Raw genomic sequence first — 17,109 nt, 5'->3', positions numbered from 1 at the left:
TCAACCAAAATGAAACAAGTATTTAAAAATAGTATATATAGCGCGATCATAACTGCTCTGTTGACATTTCATGTATCATGCAGCAAAGACTATCTAGATCAGGTCCCCGACGACCGACTTTCCCTAGAGGAGGTATTTAACAGACGGGATCTTTCAGAAAAATGGCTGGCAAATACCTATAGTTACATCCGCGATGAGGCTCACCGCACCAATGACACCCCCTGGGATGTCCTTTCAGACGACAATGACGTATCACAAAGGAATAACCCATTTCGGGTAAATCTTGGAAACTGGAATGCTTCCTCAAATTATTGGAATTTTTGGGAGCACTATTACAAAGGTATTCGAACTGCGACGACTTTTATCAATAATATCGAAGGCAATAAGCAGATCCTGGAGGATCGGGAAGGGCAAAATTTCATCAAGAGAAGAAAAGCCGAAGCCCGCTTTCTACGCGCATTTTTCTACGCAGAATTACTCAAGCAGTATGGACCTGTTATTTTGCTTGGCGATCAGGAGATAGACCCAGATCTCCCGCTTACCGATCCGGCTATGCAGATCCCAAGAAGTTCATACGATGAATGCGTGAATTATATCGTATCAGAATTGGATCAAGCTGAAGCTGATCTGGATATAGAACATTACTATTCTGGAGATAATGTGCTTGAAAATGATATGGGTCGTGCAAGCAAAGTGCTTTGCCGGGCGATTAAAAGCAAACTCCTTCTGTATGCCGCTAGTCCTCTTTTTAATGGTAACCCAGACTTTAACGGTGTTCGGAATAACGATGGCAAAGCGCTGTTTAATCCGACACACGATAATAACAAATGGAAAAAAGCCGCTGATGCAGCGAAAGCAGTCATAGACTACGCAGAATCCTCAGGTAAGCTGGGATTATACAAGAAAACAAAAAGTGATGGTTCAATAGATGGCTTTCTCTCCTACAGAGATGTATTCTTGGATTCTTGGAATATTGAATGGATACTAGCGCGAAATTCGAACAACCTCGGTAGTTACCAAAGATCTTGTACACCGCGATTGGCCAGTGGATATGCGTCTATGGGTCCTACCCAACAGCTGATCGACACGTACAGAATGTCCAACGGAGAATCTCCAATCACTGGTTATGCAAGTGATGGAAGCCCTAAGATAAATACAGCAAGCGGATATACAGAATCTGGTTTCAGCACCTTCACTGCTCCAGGTGCAACACGGTCAAAATCAACCTTCAACATGTACATCAATCGAGAACCGCGCTTTTATGCCGCCATAACTTACAGTGGTAGCGACTGGATAAATACAACATCGAGCCTCGGCGTACGCGAAATACAACTTTACTACACTGGCGAATCAGGTAAAGGAGGTTCACATGATTATTCGGAAACCGGTTACTTATTTCGAAAAAACGTATCACCAACATACCACCCCACCCAAAACAATGTAGCACGTTCATTGGTAATGATGCGTTATGCTGAAATCCTACTCAATTATGTCGAGGCTCTTAATGAATATAGCCCCGGACATGCGGATATACTAAAGTATTTAAACCAAATTCGCTTAAGAGGAGGAATACCACCTCTTAGCACAGGGCTTACCCAAGCCGAAATGAGACAGCAGATAAGAACAGAAAGACGGATAGAACTTACAATGGAGCATCTGCGTTATTTCGATACTCGCCGCTGGAAAATCGCTGAACAAACAGATGGCGGTCCATTTTATGGAATGAATGTAGAAGCGGGAACTTCTAATGCGGACATGGCATTTTTTAAGCGAACAAAATTCGAAACTCGGGTTTTCCGTAAGAGCTTTTATCTATTTCCAATACCTCAAACAGAGATTCAACGTAATATCAATTTAGTCCAAAATCCGGGCTGGTAACTATTAAACAAAATGAAAAAATCCAATAAAATCCTATATATAAATCGCTGGCGATACGGCAGCATAATCTTATACATGACTTTAATATCTTTATTCCAAGCATGTAAAGAACCGGAGTTAAACATAGAAAACGCTAAACAATATGGAAATGTCTATCTACCATCTGCTGCCAATGGTGCAATCCTCCAATCATACAATATAAAAGACGAATGGGTCGAAACCCCTATCGGCGCAGGATATGGTGGATTGGAAGAACTTTCACAGAAAGTCAGCATCGAACTGTTTGTCGATGCGAGCAAAGTGGCCGAATACAATAACCAAAATAACAGCAGCTATGAGCTACCGCCTAGCGGAAGTTATGCGCTTGAAAATCCAACGGTACAAATTGACCGAAATTTCGGAGGCAGCAATTCGGCAAAACTTCGGATAAATGCGATAAAATTGGGCGGCACAAAAGCCTATCTCATTCCTATAAGTATTAAGAGTGTGTCACCAGAATTACCGATTACAAAAGGATTAGAGACGACGTACTTTATTGTAAATGGTGTATATGAAAGCAACCCCTTCCCCTCCATCCCATTAGCGGGCTGGAAAATAATCGACTTCTCAGACGATGATTATGATGCTATCGGAGGAAGGGCACCCTATTGTATCGACGGGGATAAAGCCACATGTTGGCTTTCCACATATAGACGAGTAAACGGTTGGCGTCCGACACATCCTCACCATGTGACAATTGCCATGGCTAATGAACATCCGCTTCATGGCGTAAAACTATACGGCAGAACAGGTGCTAACAACGCTTACCTGTTTCCTAAGACTGTGCAAATCGAAACCAGCATAGACGGCCAGAACTGGAGCAGTGCGGGAATTTTTATCATCGCAGCCTCTTCTGATGAAACGGCAGCGACCATGTATTTTGAGAAAAGTACTAACGCCAAATATTTTAAAGTTACAGTACTTAACAGCGCCGGCAATGGCGACACCACTGCTATTGCAGAACTTGAGGCTTTTTAATTCATCACTTAAAACTGCTCCGCTAAAGGTTGGAGCAGTTTTGTTAAAATATTCGTCCAATGAGATATTATATACTGTCGTGCTTGACAATAATCTGCTTTGCATGCAGCAAAAGTCCATCCGATCTTCCGTCACCTGGACCAGAAAAAAAGGAAACCACAGTAAAAGTGATGACCTACAATATTTATGGAGCCCGAAATGGCGGGATCCCCGATCTAAACTTGATCGCAGACGTCATAAAACGTGCTGACCCTGACCTTCTGGCATTGCAGGAGGTTGACAAATTTACAGACCGGAATAAAAGCAATGGCGATATTGCTAAGGAGCTTGCCTCGTTAACTGGAATGGACTATTTTTTTGCCAAAGCTATCAATGTACAGAACGGTGAATATGGAGATGCGATACTGAGCAAATTGCCTATCAAAGAACGGGCAGCCTATAATCTGGAAGTAGATCCTGCATTAGGAGGAGAGCGCAGATCGGTTGCAAGAATCCTGGTTGAAAAAAATAACAAAGCATTTTATTTCGTCAGCACCCATTTTGATCATTTAAGTGACGAGAGAAACAGACTCAAACAAGCAGCTGACTTTGTAACATTAGCAAAATCTTTTGACAAACCTGTTATTGTGGGAGCTGATTTTAATTGTCTTCCTAATTCCAATCCCATGAATATCTTGCGTAAATACTTTTCAGTCGGCTGTTTAAATGGGAACTGTAATCAATTCACTTTTCCAACTACTGGTGCAAACCGAACAATAGACTATTTGCTGTATGCACCTATTGATGCTATCAGTCCGCAAGCATATGCTGTATACACCTGGGCAAATAAGGAGTCAGACCATTTCCCAGTAATTGCTACGTTTAAAATCAACTAATTTTTACTGAAATCATGAACTGTCTAGTATGGATCAGATCATAAGACTTTAAGAAAGTAAGATTAGGATTAATTTGGCAGACAAAACACTTTGATAGTGATTGCAGGATCTCAACGGCCTACAGTATAGATAAAAAGAAGCGCATAGATTATACCATGGTCCTTGGCAATATATTCGCGAATTGTCTTCAGTGCCAAGGACATATGTTCTTTTACAGTGTTGGGTGAAATTTTCAAATGGTCGGCAATTTCCTTATAACTCAGTCCTTCCTCTCTAGACATGATAAAAATACGCTTGCGCTGCGGCGGCAATTGATCGATAGCCAGCTCATAGATCCTATTGTATTCATTGCTTTCTAGAGAATAATCAGCAGGTGGAGAATTATCGAAAGGCTGATTGGTATTTGCAGTTTCAAGGATAGCTTCAGCAGCCCTCATTTTTTCCTTCAGATGCTTGAATATGATATTTCTTGAAATTCGATAAAGGTAAGCTTGTAAAGACAGGTTGTTTTTGATATTGGATCTGTATTTCCACAGATTAAGAAACGCATCGTGAATAATGTCGTCGATTGTATCTGCATCTTGAATAAACCTTTTGACAAAGTGATATATTCCTTTATTGTACTTCTCATAAGCTTCCATAAAGGCGTAATGATCCCCTTCTCTGAGCCGTACATTGAGTAAAAATATTTCTTTCGTATCACTCATGGTTTTTCTTAGTCAATCGCAAAAATATTCAACTTATATTAAACAGGCATTAAGCACGTTTTAAAGAATTAAAAATTTGTGGTTCATAAATTGATTACCCAAATATAAACTAAAGTGTTGACTAAATCAAATGGAGGATAATCTTCTCAACAAGCTATACAACTCCCTTCGACTGCCGTGCCAATCATCCACGAAAAAATAGATTATTCAGCTGAAAGGATTAACATAAAATTGCGCAGTACAGTAGATCCAATCGTCTTTAAAACTTTGAATGACGAAACATGAAAGAGGAAACGATAGGAAATAAACAAATTACTGTACAAAAAACAACAGCCACCAATGATGAGTTGGTGGCTGTTTGATGATGGCCGCTGGGCACTTTTTATTGGACTTGTACATCCAATAATTTCAACCACCCACTGCTGGTGAGATCACCATTGACCGCAAGCTTTATTCCCGGCTGATCACCATTTGTCGTATCTACAATAGCTACGGCCCAGGTATATTTTCCTGCGGGTACACCCAGGTTAACTTTCAGTTCGTATGATATGGGATTATTTTTGAGCCAGGTGGAGGGCTCACCATTGTCATCCACAAAAACTTTTTTCACATTATTCGCTTCATCCAATAAGGCAAAAGCTACTTTATATTTATAGTTCCATTGGGGGATATTATTCGGGAAATAACCCCAGCCCATATTTCTCCAACGATGGGTAATGGTCGTTTCTGTTCCGGCGTTCACTTTTTCCGGTAAATATACCCGGTCGGGATATAAACGATAGCCCCCTTCGGAAATGAAACGCTGACACAAAGAGAAAGATTTGGTAAACCAGCTTTCAATCTCGCCGATGCGGAAATCCATCATATTTACCCCTGCCTCTAGGGAAGCATCAAATTCACCCTGCCTCACATCTTCGGGATGGCCCTCTCTGTATTTTCCGCTCGGATCGATCCAATAACGGTGCGTGCCTGTTGTGATCCAGCCGCCCTCCATGATAATCGGACGTTTAAAATTCCAGGCTTTGGCAAAATTTTTCTCCCAACTTTGGTAATAAGCCGTCATTCCAAAAGCGTCCTGACGCAAGCTGTAGCCTTTGTTAATCATTTTAGTCAACAGCTTCTCGGAGTTGGGGTTTGGTGCTCCGTCTCCTGCAGGATCGCCGACTACACGATGGTAATTGATCAGTAAAGGCACCTTGGTAAAGTTTTTTGTATAAACATCGGAAATCCAGTCGATGACTTCTTCTTTGATGACTTCAATATTCTGGCCAGAAGGGTGATCTAAGTCCTCATAAATGACACTGTGTCCCTCTCCCCATAGCCCGAGTCCATACGCGTCAATAAACGAAGTTTTATTTAGATCGTTAAAGTCCTTTGCCAGCTCTTCTATCAGCTTTGCGTAATACTTCCTAAAAATAGGGTCTTGTAATACGGGTGTTTTTCTGTCAGGGTATGATGTATTGGCAATATAATACTTAGCGCCTGCATCAAACACAAACTGTGGCGTATTTGCCCCTTGGTCCCGACCATCAACGACGATGCGGAAAGCAATCGGCAATCCTTTCTCTTGTGCACCCTTGATCATTTTGTATAAGGCTGTACCCGGATCTCTCCAGGCATACACACCATCTGCAGGATTAAAGGTGCGCCAGCTGGTACGAATATAGCAGGCAGACGCATAATCAATGGCTTTGACGGTCTTACCCAAATCCGGCACATAAAACTGCGTGTCCCAATAGGATGGCGTGCCGGACGCAGAAGCGTACATGACCCAGCCGTTTAACGGGTTGCGAAAAATGGAACTTCTGTTGTAACTGGGTTTCACCAAGGTGCCCTGTATGTCCTTTTCTTGGTCAGTATCGCTTTTCTTACAGGCAACCGCTAAAAGACACAACACGACAGCGATTGTTTTAAGACAGGCTATTTTATATTTTATATTCTTCACTTTTAGAAATGTTAAAGTTAATTTATGCTCTTTTTTACACCATCAGTTCACTCATCGCTTTAAGGCCAGGATCGTCATATTTCTTAAATCAAAAATCAGCACATTGGTCGTGGCCGGAATGGTGAAATACGAATTTCGGTTTGCGCTGGCAGTGCCGCCCCCCAATTCAGCTACTTTGCCCAACGTAAGCGACAAGGTCTGGGCTGCACCGGCAGATGTAAGCGGAGCACTGAAAGCGTAAGCTAGATTTTTATTGTTACTATTATCTCCGGTTACGATAAACTTGGTCGTGCCGACTTTCCCCCCAGTATAGACCAGCACCTGCGGATCGGCCAGACTGACCGTACAATCCATTTTTAACGGTGTACCCCAGCCATTAATACTGCCATGCATCCATAGATCGGTGACGGTGGTCGTATACGGAGCGTCTCCTGTCCATGTCACTGTCTTTGGTGCAAGCGCTGTCGCTGGCGAATAGATGGTTGCCGTGGCCTTCTGCATGTTGACCACAACACGGTACTGCCCCGCAGTTTCTATTTTCCAGGAGAATACATTTTCTCTCATCTTGATGCCGACAGGGTTTCCATCCTGGAGCACATCGCTTCCATCTGTGGCCACGACGTAATTGGTCTCGCCGTTAAATTCCACCGGAATCTCCAGTTCTCCCGGCTGCAAGTTCAACACATACGCATACTGATCGAGGTTTTCCAACGTTTTTGGCATCTCAACGCGGCTTACCCCCACGGCACTGCCGCCCAAAAACACTTTGTCGGCATCAAACACTACGGTTTTAATCGGAGTAACAGCCACTCTGACCGTTCTAACTTCTGGTGCTTCAAAGCTGCCCCCACCTTCCCACTGCGCGACAACCCTAAACTCGAGCGTAAAGCTTTTATTTGTAGGTATACCCCATTTTTCGTTGGCCCAGTTCTGCAGCTGCTCGGAAGTGAAGCTCCTGCTGAATACGTTATCGTCTTCATAATTAAATATAGCTGTACCGGTACCAAAATTGTTGCCCACCACATCTAAAGCGGTGGTGTAACTTATCAGATGATCATCGGACTGTGTGCGTGCCGGCGTCCAGCTAAAGGTGACAATATCTTTGTTAAGATGATCCCCGTCCAGGGCAATGCTATCTGACGAAGCCTGAAGCGTCATCGTTTCCTCTACTTTTGGTATATCCTGAACTCCCTTCTTGCAGGACGACAGGCAGAAGACAAAGCTTACAAAAAGTAGGGTTTTATATATATGTTTGATTATTTTCATCTGTTTATTAGTTTACTGACGGTTATCCATTATGCTGGTAGCGTTATTGAGCGCCTAACCAACCCTGACTGTATTTCGTGATCAGATGTCGAAGCTGCCCAAAATGGCTATTGCTTTTTTTGAACAGCTTCCTGAGCTGATTTAATTGTAACCAGGATTTTGAGGGAATGGTGCTCCTGTATTTGCATCCCGGATTACCTGTGGAATCGGCCACAAGACGTTATTGTCCGTGATCTTATCCTTAATTGCATTATTGTACTTTTTGACACGTTCCACCAATTTATTGGTACGCACCAGTGTAAACCTTCGGCTTTCTTCTCCCACCAGTTCACGGATACGCTCATCGAGTAAGAAATCCATATTCATTTGTGCGGCAGTTATCTCCGAAGTTCCGGCTCTTTTCCGTACCTCGTTTACGGCCTGCGCTGCTTTGTCAGGCATATTTTGCCCTAGATAAGCTTCGGCAAGCAATAAATAGGTTTCGGCCAGACGGAACTTCATACGGTCTTTGTAACTGCCCGTCAAGCTTAAATTTTCTGGACGGCCATAAAAGAATTTTGTGATCGCCGGAAACAGTGTTTTTGTCGTAAACCAGGTCTGTTCGGTAATATTTGCTTTTTTGCCATAAAGTGAAGTCTCGTTGGCGTTATTGTAATACCAGTTGCGTTTGATATTGTAGCCCGAATTACGCATATCATTGGCTTCGAAAATACCGGCTACATTGCCTGTGGCATTGGTACCATTGGTACCTACCCACCATTTCATGGGCACCAGCTGTGCAATACCTCTGCCGCCCAAGGTATCGGCCAGCACAAACCCTGTGATCGACGAGTAGTTAGGTATCCAGGCTCTACGGGTCCAGTCATCAGAATTGGTTCCGCCACCAATGGTATTAAACTGAAATTGCAATACCCATATACTTTCTTTGTTGCCGCTTTTTCTATTCTGGTTATTTTCGAGAAACAGGTCACTAAATACGTCGCCGGGCTTGGATCCATTCACGCCATATCTATTTTTCATAAGATTGTAATAACCACTATTGATTACTGCCAACGCTGCCTTTTCCGCTTCCGCAGGATTGCCCTGCAACAGGTAGATTTCGCTTAAGAGATGGCTTGCTGCCCATTTGGTCAGTTTCCCTTCCTTCACCGCATCGGGATTTTCGGGTAAATTATCTACAGCAAACTTTAGATCTTCGACCATATGGCCGATCACCTCGGCTTTGGGTGTGCGGGTAAAATTAAGCTGAAAATCATACAAAATTGTCTCGACATAGGGCACATCGCCGTAGAGGTAGACCAAGGTACGGTAAGCGTATGCCCTAAAAAAACGTGCTTCTGCCTGAAAACGTGCTTTGTCGGACGGGCTATCCCAGTTGGTATTCTTTTCGGAATAGACCAACATAAGATTGGCCGATGATATCAAATTGTAAGCCCAATTCCAATAAGTACCCACAAACCGCTCAGAGGCAGTCAGAGTAAGGTTGGCAAAAGCGGTCAACGAACCGTCGCTATTAATGGCATCGGCTATATCTGTGGCCACCTGCAGCGCTTCGTATGGACAAGCACCATTGTGGATAAAAGCTCCACCTTCACCATAGGTATTATACTCTGAACGGGTCAGGGCATATAAACCCGCGCTCCCCACTTCGAAACCATAGGTGCTGGTATAGGTGTTGGATGGTGCCAATTCAGTTTTCAAATTTTCATCCAGATAATTCTTACAGCCGCCCAATGATAACAATACGATAAGCGCCAAACTTGTTGTAATAATATTTTTCATTTTCATGTCGTATTAAATTAGAAGTTTACATTTAGGCCAAACATATAGGAACGGGCCGTAGGGTAAGAGGCCATCCAGGTGTTGTCGTAGTTTAGCACTTCTCTGATATTGGAAAAAGTGTTCAGATTGTTGACACTGGCATTGATGTCAATACCGCTTACGCCTACTTTTTTGGCTATATTGTGCGGCAACTTGTAGCCAAACGTAATGTTTTTCACCTGCACATAATTCACTTTTTTGTAATAGCCATGCCCCAATGGGTTGAGATAACCCGGCGAAACGATCGTAGCATGCGGATTTTCGGGTGTCCAATAGTTGGCATCATGTACATAATTGGTAATTCCGAAAGTCCAGGACCCCAGATTGGCCATATGGTCATCGCGCCATACGCCAAAAACTCCTGTCACCAAAGCCGATGCATAAAAGTTTTTGTACGACAGCCTGTTGGCCAAAGACGCGGTATAGCGCGGATTTTTGGATCCTATCACTACCCGGTCGCTGGGCTCAATCTTATTATTACCATCGCGGTCGTAGAGTTTGGCTGCTCCGGGTGCTGCACCTTCAACCGGAATGGTTTCTCCATTTTGCCAAACACCGATCATCTTATAATCGTAAAATACCCTTAATGGCTTACCGATAAACCAGTTGTTGGCAACATCATCAATGCCATCGCCTCTCAATTCCACGATCTTGTCTCTGTTTAATGAAAACACGGCTGTAGAATTCCACTGAAAGTTTTCGCCTTTAATATTTGTTGAATTTAAGGTTACCTCAAGGCCTTTATTCTGCGTTGCTCCAATATTGTCCCAGATTCTATTGTATCCGTTCATGATAGGAACAGTACGGGTCATCAACAGATCTCTGGTCTTGGAAAGATAGGCGTCGATGGTTCCGCTCAATCTGTTTTTAAACAGCTGAAAATCCAGACCAAGGTTGGTCGAGTAGGTCGTCTCCCATTTCAGATTGGGATTGCCGACACCATCTCCCGCTAAGTAGGCTGTGGTGACGGCCGTTCCGTCATCGCCCCAGATATATTTCACATTGGAATATAGGCGATCCAAAGTCCTGTACGGCGTAATCGCCTGATTACCGTTGGCCCCGTAAGAAAGGCGCACCTTCAGCATATCCAGCCATTTTACCTTATCTTTCAGGAAGTCCTCCTCCCCAATTTGCCAAGCTGCTGCAGCGACAGGAAAAAACGCGTACTTATTGTTGATACCAAACACCGAAGCGCCATCGGTACGTCCAGTTAAAGTCAATAGGTACTTACCTTTGTAACCGTAGTTGATTCTGCCCATATACGACAACATAGCTGTTTCGGACAATGAAGCACTATTGGAAACAAGACGGCTTGCCGATCCTATCATAAAGTACTCGGTATCATCAGTGACAAATCCTGCTCCGCTCTGGCCTGTGGACCAACTCTTGGTTTTTTGCATACTGAACAAACCAGTCACGTCCAAACGGTGATCGCCTAGCTGACGTTCGTATTTGAGCAGGTTCTCCCAGGTATAATCATTATAATTAGAATTGTTGATGGACGCACTGCCCCCAGCCTGGGTACCTTGGTCCCTACCTTCGAAGGTATCACGCCCGTAATAGGTACCCGTAAACCCGTTGCGATAATTATAGCCAAAGTTTGACCGTAACGATAGACCTTCTATCGGCAATAAAATGTTGGCATATCCTGAAAGGAAGAAATTGTTGTTGTACCTATCTTGTATACCATTGACGTTGCGCATAGGGTTTACGATTAAGGAGTACTCCATCGGTTCGGGCACATAATTTCCGGATTCGTCTTTATAACTGCCATAGGGGCTTTGTTTAATGGCATGTTCCAGATTTGGCGTGATTCCGCCATCGCTTTTTCGGGTATATTGCAAGCCGACGCCGGTGGTCAGCCATTTGTTGAACGTCTGATCTACATTGGTTGTAATATTCAGTCGCGACAAACGGGAGTTGTAGACGACGCCTTCCTGATCCAGCGCGGCCAGCGCGGCCATATATTTCGTATTTTCGGTACCTCCGGAAATACTTAGCTGATGATCCATGGTGAAAGCTTTCCTGAAGACGTAGTCCTGCCAGTTGTGGGTAATACCTTTGGCATAGTTGCCGCGCTCTGTTACACTAATGATATCGCCGGCGATAGGATCCAGCAAGGCGCCTGTATATCCCTGTCTGATACGGGCGATATCCTGCTGAAAGCGGATATACTCATTCGGTCCCATTACATTGATCTGTTGCATAGGTTCGGCCATACCGGCGGTACCTTTATAGTTCACCTGAGCTTTGCCGAGGGCTCCTCGCTTGGTTTGTATGAGGATCACCCCGTTTGATGCACGTGAACCATAAATCGCCGCGGCAGAGGCGTCCTTCAAGATAGAGAGGCTTTCGACGTTATTGGGATCGATGTCTGCCAAGGAACCGCTATAGGGAATCCCATCCAGAATAATCAATGGGCTGTTATTTGCGGATAAGGAGTTTTCACCGCGTATCAGCAACGTTTGTGATGCGCCGGGGGCTGCTTCGGCGGTCGTAATGGAGAAGCCGGCCACCTGACCTACTAAGCGGTCCATCAGGTTGGGTGTGGAAACCATGCCGAGCTGTTCTTTTCCGACGACGGCCAGCCCTCCTGTCAGATCCTTTTTTTTGGCGGTACCATAACCTATCACCACGACCTGGTCCAGCACCTTGTTTCCGGTCATTTTAACGTTCATTATTCCTGATGGATTGACCTTCGCTTCCTGGTTATCGAAACCCACATAAGTAAACACTAAGGTAGCGGCTGCTGGTGCCTGGAGGACATAAAGACCACTTGCATCTGTCTGCACAGTATTCTTGGCACCTTTGACCGTTACCGAAACTCCCATCAACCCTTCTCCTGCTTCATCGGTAACTTTTCCCTTAACTGTAATTTGATCTTTTGTCTGCGTATAACCGTAATTTGTGGCCACGAACAATATGGCGACAATCATTAACCAGCTGTTGAGCCTGATATGTAATTCTTTTATCATTGATTTATATTGGTTAGTTTGAAAATTCACATTGTCGTTCTTTACTTTCCCTTCCCGTAAAGACAATAAGCTTGAAATGGTTTTCCTTCAATAGGTTTGCATTTTTTTGGTTTAACTTCGTTTTTAGACAATATCCGGTAACGTAAAAGCCTGCTCCGTGGCAAGGGCAGGTCCATAAAGTTTTGGTTATCCCTCCTTCAGGTATTCACCCGGTCATAACTATTTTCCATATCCATGTTTGTTTTTTTTAATTGGTTAACACAAAACTAAAGTCATGACTGGTTAATGGGGTTCGTTTTTGTACGAAAATGGTTCGATTTTGTACATAAGACAAAAACATGCGTTTTCTGCCCTACAAGGCAGATAAAGTGTGTTTTTTTATACTCGATTTGGGGATTTATACCTAGACTTAGGCTGCCGCTATGCGGGATTGCACAACGGCAGCAGCCTAAGTCAGCGGCGCAGGTGCTCTATTTTCTGCTCCCGCCGGCGGCGACTTTTTTCTTAAACTCGGAAGGACTCACTTCAAACTGTTTTTTGAAACATACACTGAAGTATTTCGCATTGTTAAAGCCGGTCTGATAGGCAACCTCTGCCACGGTCAGATCTGATTTCTCCAATAGATAGGCACTTCTTTTCAAACGCATATTCAAAATAAACTCTTTGATGGACATGCCCACGATATCATGTATCTTTTGGTAGAGTATGGTCCTGCCTACATTCATATCGGACACAAAGTCTTCGACAGAATAATTGGCATTATCAATATTTTCCTCGATGACCTTGATAGCCTTAATTAGTAGCTCCTCGTCCATGGAGGTCACGGTAACCTTTGAAGGGTCTACCTGAAAATGCTTACTATATTTTTCTTTCAGTTCTTGCTGGGTTCTTAGGATAGTTTCGGTTTGCTGCAATAGATAATCGACATTAAACGGTTTATCTATAAAGACGTTAGCACCGTATTCTAATGCTTTTATTTTATTCTGGTTATCGTCTCCTGTCCCGGATATCATAATAATGGGAATATGGCTGGTCTTAAAATTTTGCCTTAAGCTCCGGCAAACGTCCAGGCCATTACGGTTTGGCATAATCAGGTCAGTAATGATCAATTGCGGATAGATCTTCTCGGCTTTGGTCAAGCCCTCAGTGCCGTCGCTGGCCGTATATACGTTGTATTTTTCACCCAGCCTTTGCTCCAGGTAAGCGCGCAACTGTGGGTCATCTTCGATGAGCAGGATATTGTCTGTCTTTTTGATATTCATAAAGCCTTTTTCGGGTTCTGCCGTATCCTGCATAATGATATCGTCAATTTCGGAAACGGTATAATCGTACACATTTGACTGCATATCCCCCGATCCGGTTTGTTTCTTCAAGGGCAATGATATGGTAAACGAAATTTTATCGGCTTTGTTGACCATCCATATTTTTCCGCCCAGCACATCCACCAGTTCTTTTACAATGGCAAGACCGAGCCCGGAACTTTCTTCAAAAGTAGGTCTTTGGGACGACAGGCGGTTGAAAGAGGTAAACAATGTGGCAATCTGTGCTTCGGAAAAGCCGTCTCCGGTGTTTAAGACTTCGACCGAAATGTATTCTGTCTCCTGTAGATCCGCCGATGAAAACCGCAATTTTTCTTCTTCGGTCGCAGAATAGATGCGTACCCCCACATAGCCGTTGTCTGGCGTATATTTGAGTGCATTGGAAAACAGGTTGGTCAGGATCTTTTCGATGATGTCATAATCAAACGCCACATATAAACTGTCTTTATGTGCGGCAAGGTTGGTCTCGATACCTTTTTTATTGGCATATAGTTCAAAAAGACCGAAGATATCCCTTACAAAATTGATAAAATCACCAGCCTGTGGATTGAGCGTAATTTTTTGGCTTTCAATTTCTCGAAAACGCAGCAGCTGGCTGATCATCCGCTGTATCCTGGATACATTTTTCTCGATCAGATCCATATATCCCACTGCAGCATCGTTGTTGACTACGGTCTCCTTAAGTTGTTTGAGCGGCTGCAACACCAGCGTTAACGGTGTTTTTAAATCGTGCGAGATATTGGTAAAGAAATCCGTTCGGGCCTGGTTCAGTTCCCGCATATTCTGTTCCTTTAAACTCTCCAGTGCGAGTCTTTCTTTGAATACTTTTTTATTGGTGTAATATCGGGTAATGAAAAACAGCAGGGCTAGAGCCAGGGCCACATAAAAACAATAGGCCCACCATGACAGGAAGAATGGAGGATCAACGTGGATATATAGCCTTGATATCTGGTCGCCCCACAATCCATCGTTGTTGGAGGCCTTGATCTCGAATGTATAATCGCCGCCCGGAAGATTGAGAAACTGTACGGATTTTTGATTGGCGTGACTAATCTGCCATTCGTCGCCGAGTCCCAGCATGCGGTATGCAAATTGGTTTTTATCGGCCGATAGATAGCTGTTGGCCGAAAACCTGATTTCTACATTGGACTGACTGCTCGAAAGCCTTATCTGTTCTTTTTGGTTGGATAGGCTGCCGATATCTTTTGACAAAACGGATGGTTCGTCGCGCGGTGTCACCAGCTTATTGTTCACTAAAAATGCTGTGAAAAACACCCTAGGACGCTGCAGATTTTTATTAAGGTATGCCGGGTCGAAAAGCACAAAACCGTTGGTGCCACCAAACAGCATTTCGCCCTTTGATGTTTTGTAGGCCGCATGGATATAGAATGAGCCAATGTTATTTTCCTGATAAAATCTGGCTTTTTCAAATTTATTTCCCTTCTGATCGAAATAATAAAGGCCTTCGCTGGTACTCAACCAAACGTTTTTGGTATTGTTATCCTCCAGTATGCCAAATACCATCTTCGCCGGAAAACCGTTGGCAGCACTGTAGTTGGTGTAGGTGCCGTCTTTCCTGAGCACATTGACACCTTTTCCCAGGGTTCCGAGCCAGACGTCGCCACCAGAGGTAAGGGCGTAGCTGCACAGATAGTTAGCAGAATAGGCGGTGTCTTTTACCATATAGCGCTTTAATACTTTTAAGCTGCGGGTATCCACCACAAAAAAGCCCTGATGGCTGATCAGACAAAGCTGATTTTGTTCATTAAGGTACAGTGATTCAACCTCCAGATTTAATTTTTCGCCATGCACACCGACAACTTTTACCATCTCTATGCCACCTCGCGGTTGTTTTCGATATATAAACGGTTTATCAGGATCTGTCATCCACCATGTACCTGTATTGTCCTGTACAAAATCGTACACAGTCAACGGTTGCTGGCTTTCGGGAGAAAGGAAATTGAAGCTGCTGAACCTATTGTTGTCCGGGTCATAGATAACGATTCCTCCATTATAAGCTGATATGAACAAGTGCCTGTCTGTTGCGTCAAACTTAAGGCGTTTGATCATATTCGCATTTGACGAGATGCCCTGCGATCTTAGAGGCCGGCTAAATTGATCGTTTTTTCTATTCCAATAATTGAGGTTGCCACCTTCTGTACCGATCCATATATTTCCCAAATGATCTTCCTGAAAACTACTCACTATAGGATGATTAAGTCCACCGGGACTGGGATTAAAATAGCGCACCCTTGCGTCATAGAGAGAGCAGTAGGCGATTTTGCCACCATAGGTGCCTATCCACGCCCCTTGGTCGGGGTCCCCATAAATCGTCCAGATCGAGTTGTTGGGCAATGAAAAAGCATCATTGAGATTCATCTGCAAAAAGCTGCTACTGCGGTTATCTGGGCTATAAAGGAAAAGGCCGGCCTGCGTAGCCACCCATATGACCCCTGTTGGGTCCAAGTATAGCTTTTTAGACAAAACGGACTGATTTTGCGCGACAATCACCGGGATTTTCTGTTTTAACGTTCCTGTCAAATCGGTTACATGAATACCGCCCCGCTGCGTTAAAAAATAAAGCAACCCGCGGAACTCAAGGATATCGTTTACCTGATTTGAACCGCCAAAATCCGCGAAGCGGGATACACGTTTTTTGGTCATTTCGACTTTGTTTACAATGGCTCCCTGCGTTAAAAAAACGTGACCTTTTGCACTCAATATGGTATGAAAAGACTTGTCGGTGGGCAATGGGAAGCCTTCAGAATGTCCATTTTGTGGATCATAGCTCAACACCTTGTCGTCAGAGAGCATATAAAGTTTGCCGTCGCTATTTAAACAGAAAGAGCGGATCTTCCCGGGTACGGCGACATCAAAAGAAAAGCGTTCGTAATTGAACTTTAATAAACCATAGCCCGAAGCTAAAAATAGGTTTCCATTTTTGTCTCGGATCAACGAACCATACCCCCATTTCTGCATTGGCTTAATGGCCGAAACGATATCATTTAACTGATAAAAACTATTGCCATCGTACATGAAAAGCGCATCCGGGCCAGTGTACCAAATCCGGCCAAGGCTATCTTTTGCGATACTTTGGATACCTCCATAATAGGAAGTTTCGGGCATAAGATGAAATCTGTATCGCGAGACGTCGATAGCGAGAACATATTGCCAGAAAAAAGTGATGACACAAATTAGCAGACCGAATTTTTTCATTTAACCGATGCTTTAAAAACTATTTAAATTACCGCCGCCGATTTCTCCGTGCTAAAAGGGAAATCAAAGGCCGCCATACATTCGCACTAT

At 43.8% G+C, this 17,109-nt stretch carries 9 protein-coding genes; 3 read left to right on the top strand and 6 right to left on the bottom strand.

The annotated features are described in order from the left end of the window. Nucleotides 1-9: 9 nt before the first annotated feature. The 3 genes from K7A41_RS17705 to K7A41_RS17695 all read left to right on the top strand — a co-directional run bounded on the left by K7A41_RS17705 (nucleotide 10) and on the right by K7A41_RS17695 (nucleotide 3,770). Nucleotides 10-1,878 (top strand): RagB/SusD family nutrient uptake outer membrane protein, encoded by a 1,869-nt coding sequence (locus tag K7A41_RS17705; RefSeq protein WP_265714737.1) that lies wholly within the window; start codon nucleotides 10-12, stop codon nucleotides 1,876-1,878. 75 nt (nucleotides 1,879-1,953) lie between these two features. Then, the gene (locus K7A41_RS17700) at nucleotides 1,954-2,895 is read left to right on the top strand and encodes a BT_3987 domain-containing protein (protein WP_265714736.1); all 942 of its coding nucleotides are present in this window, start codon (nucleotides 1,954-1,956) and stop codon (nucleotides 2,893-2,895) included. 59 nt (nucleotides 2,896-2,954) lie between these two features. Beyond that, on the top strand, nucleotides 2,955-3,770 hold the full coding sequence (locus K7A41_RS17695; RefSeq protein ID WP_265714735.1) for an endonuclease/exonuclease/phosphatase family protein: 816 nt from the start codon (nucleotides 2,955-2,957) through the stop codon (nucleotides 3,768-3,770). 110 nt (nucleotides 3,771-3,880) lie between these two features. Here K7A41_RS17695 and K7A41_RS17690 read toward each other — a convergent pair whose 3' ends face one another. The 6 genes from K7A41_RS17690 to K7A41_RS17665 form a co-directional block, all read right to left on the bottom strand. Beyond that, nucleotides 3,881-4,477, bottom strand: a complete 597-nt coding sequence (locus K7A41_RS17690; protein WP_265714734.1) for an RNA polymerase sigma-70 factor — start codon at nucleotides 4,475-4,477, stop codon at nucleotides 3,881-3,883. A 382-nt stretch (nucleotides 4,478-4,859) separates the two neighbouring features. Next, nucleotides 4,860-6,422 (bottom strand): DUF4832 domain-containing protein, encoded by a 1,563-nt coding sequence (locus K7A41_RS17685; protein WP_265714733.1) that lies wholly within the window; start codon nucleotides 6,420-6,422, stop codon nucleotides 4,860-4,862. 51 nt (nucleotides 6,423-6,473) lie between these two features. Next, on the bottom strand, nucleotides 6,474-7,688 hold the full coding sequence (locus K7A41_RS17680) for a SusE domain-containing protein (RefSeq protein ID WP_265714732.1): 1,215 nt from the start codon (nucleotides 7,686-7,688) through the stop codon (nucleotides 6,474-6,476). A gap of 141 nt (nucleotides 7,689-7,829) precedes the next feature. Continuing rightward, the gene (locus K7A41_RS17675; protein ID WP_265714731.1) at nucleotides 7,830-9,470 is read right to left on the bottom strand and encodes a RagB/SusD family nutrient uptake outer membrane protein; all 1,641 of its coding nucleotides are present in this window, start codon (nucleotides 9,468-9,470) and stop codon (nucleotides 7,830-7,832) included. A gap of 17 nt (nucleotides 9,471-9,487) precedes the next feature. Then, nucleotides 9,488-12,484 (bottom strand): SusC/RagA family TonB-linked outer membrane protein, encoded by a 2,997-nt coding sequence (locus K7A41_RS17670; protein ID WP_265714730.1) that lies wholly within the window; start codon nucleotides 12,482-12,484, stop codon nucleotides 9,488-9,490. A 470-nt stretch (nucleotides 12,485-12,954) separates the two neighbouring features. Next, entirely contained in the window at nucleotides 12,955-17,019 is a 4,065-nt protein-coding gene (locus K7A41_RS17665; RefSeq protein WP_265714729.1) for a response regulator, read from the bottom strand. Nucleotides 17,020-17,109: the final 90 nt, after the last annotated feature.

The sequence above is a fragment of the Sphingobacterium sp. InxBP1 genome, assembly GCF_026191775.1.
Lineage (GTDB): Bacteria > Bacteroidota > Bacteroidia > Sphingobacteriales > Sphingobacteriaceae > Sphingobacterium > Sphingobacterium thalpophilum.
This window is presented reverse-complemented; position numbering and strand designations above follow the sequence as displayed.

Excerpts from the sequence above, each read along its gene's own strand:
- K7A41_RS17705 (WP_265714737.1), top strand. The coding sequence starts at position 10 with ATGAAACAAGTATTTAAAAATAGTATATATAGCGCGATCATAACTGCT.
- K7A41_RS17700 (WP_265714736.1), top strand. The coding sequence starts at position 1,954 with ATGACTTTAATATCTTTATTCCAAGCATGTAAAGAACCGGAGTTAAAC.
- K7A41_RS17695 (WP_265714735.1), top strand. The coding sequence starts at position 2,955 with ATGAGATATTATATACTGTCGTGCTTGACAATAATCTGCTTTGCATGC.
- K7A41_RS17690 (WP_265714734.1), bottom strand. The coding sequence starts at position 4,477 with ATGAGTGATACGAAAGAAATATTTTTACTCAATGTACGGCTCAGAGAA.
- K7A41_RS17680 (WP_265714732.1), bottom strand. The coding sequence starts at position 7,688 with ATGAAAATAATCAAACATATATATAAAACCCTACTTTTTGTAAGCTTT.
- K7A41_RS17675 (WP_265714731.1), bottom strand. The coding sequence starts at position 9,470 with ATGAAAAATATTATTACAACAAGTTTGGCGCTTATCGTATTGTTATCA.
- K7A41_RS17670 (WP_265714730.1), bottom strand. The coding sequence starts at position 12,484 with ATGATAAAAGAATTACATATCAGGCTCAACAGCTGGTTAATGATTGTC.
- K7A41_RS17665 (WP_265714729.1), bottom strand. The coding sequence starts at position 17,019 with ATGAAAAAATTCGGTCTGCTAATTTGTGTCATCACTTTTTTCTGGCAA.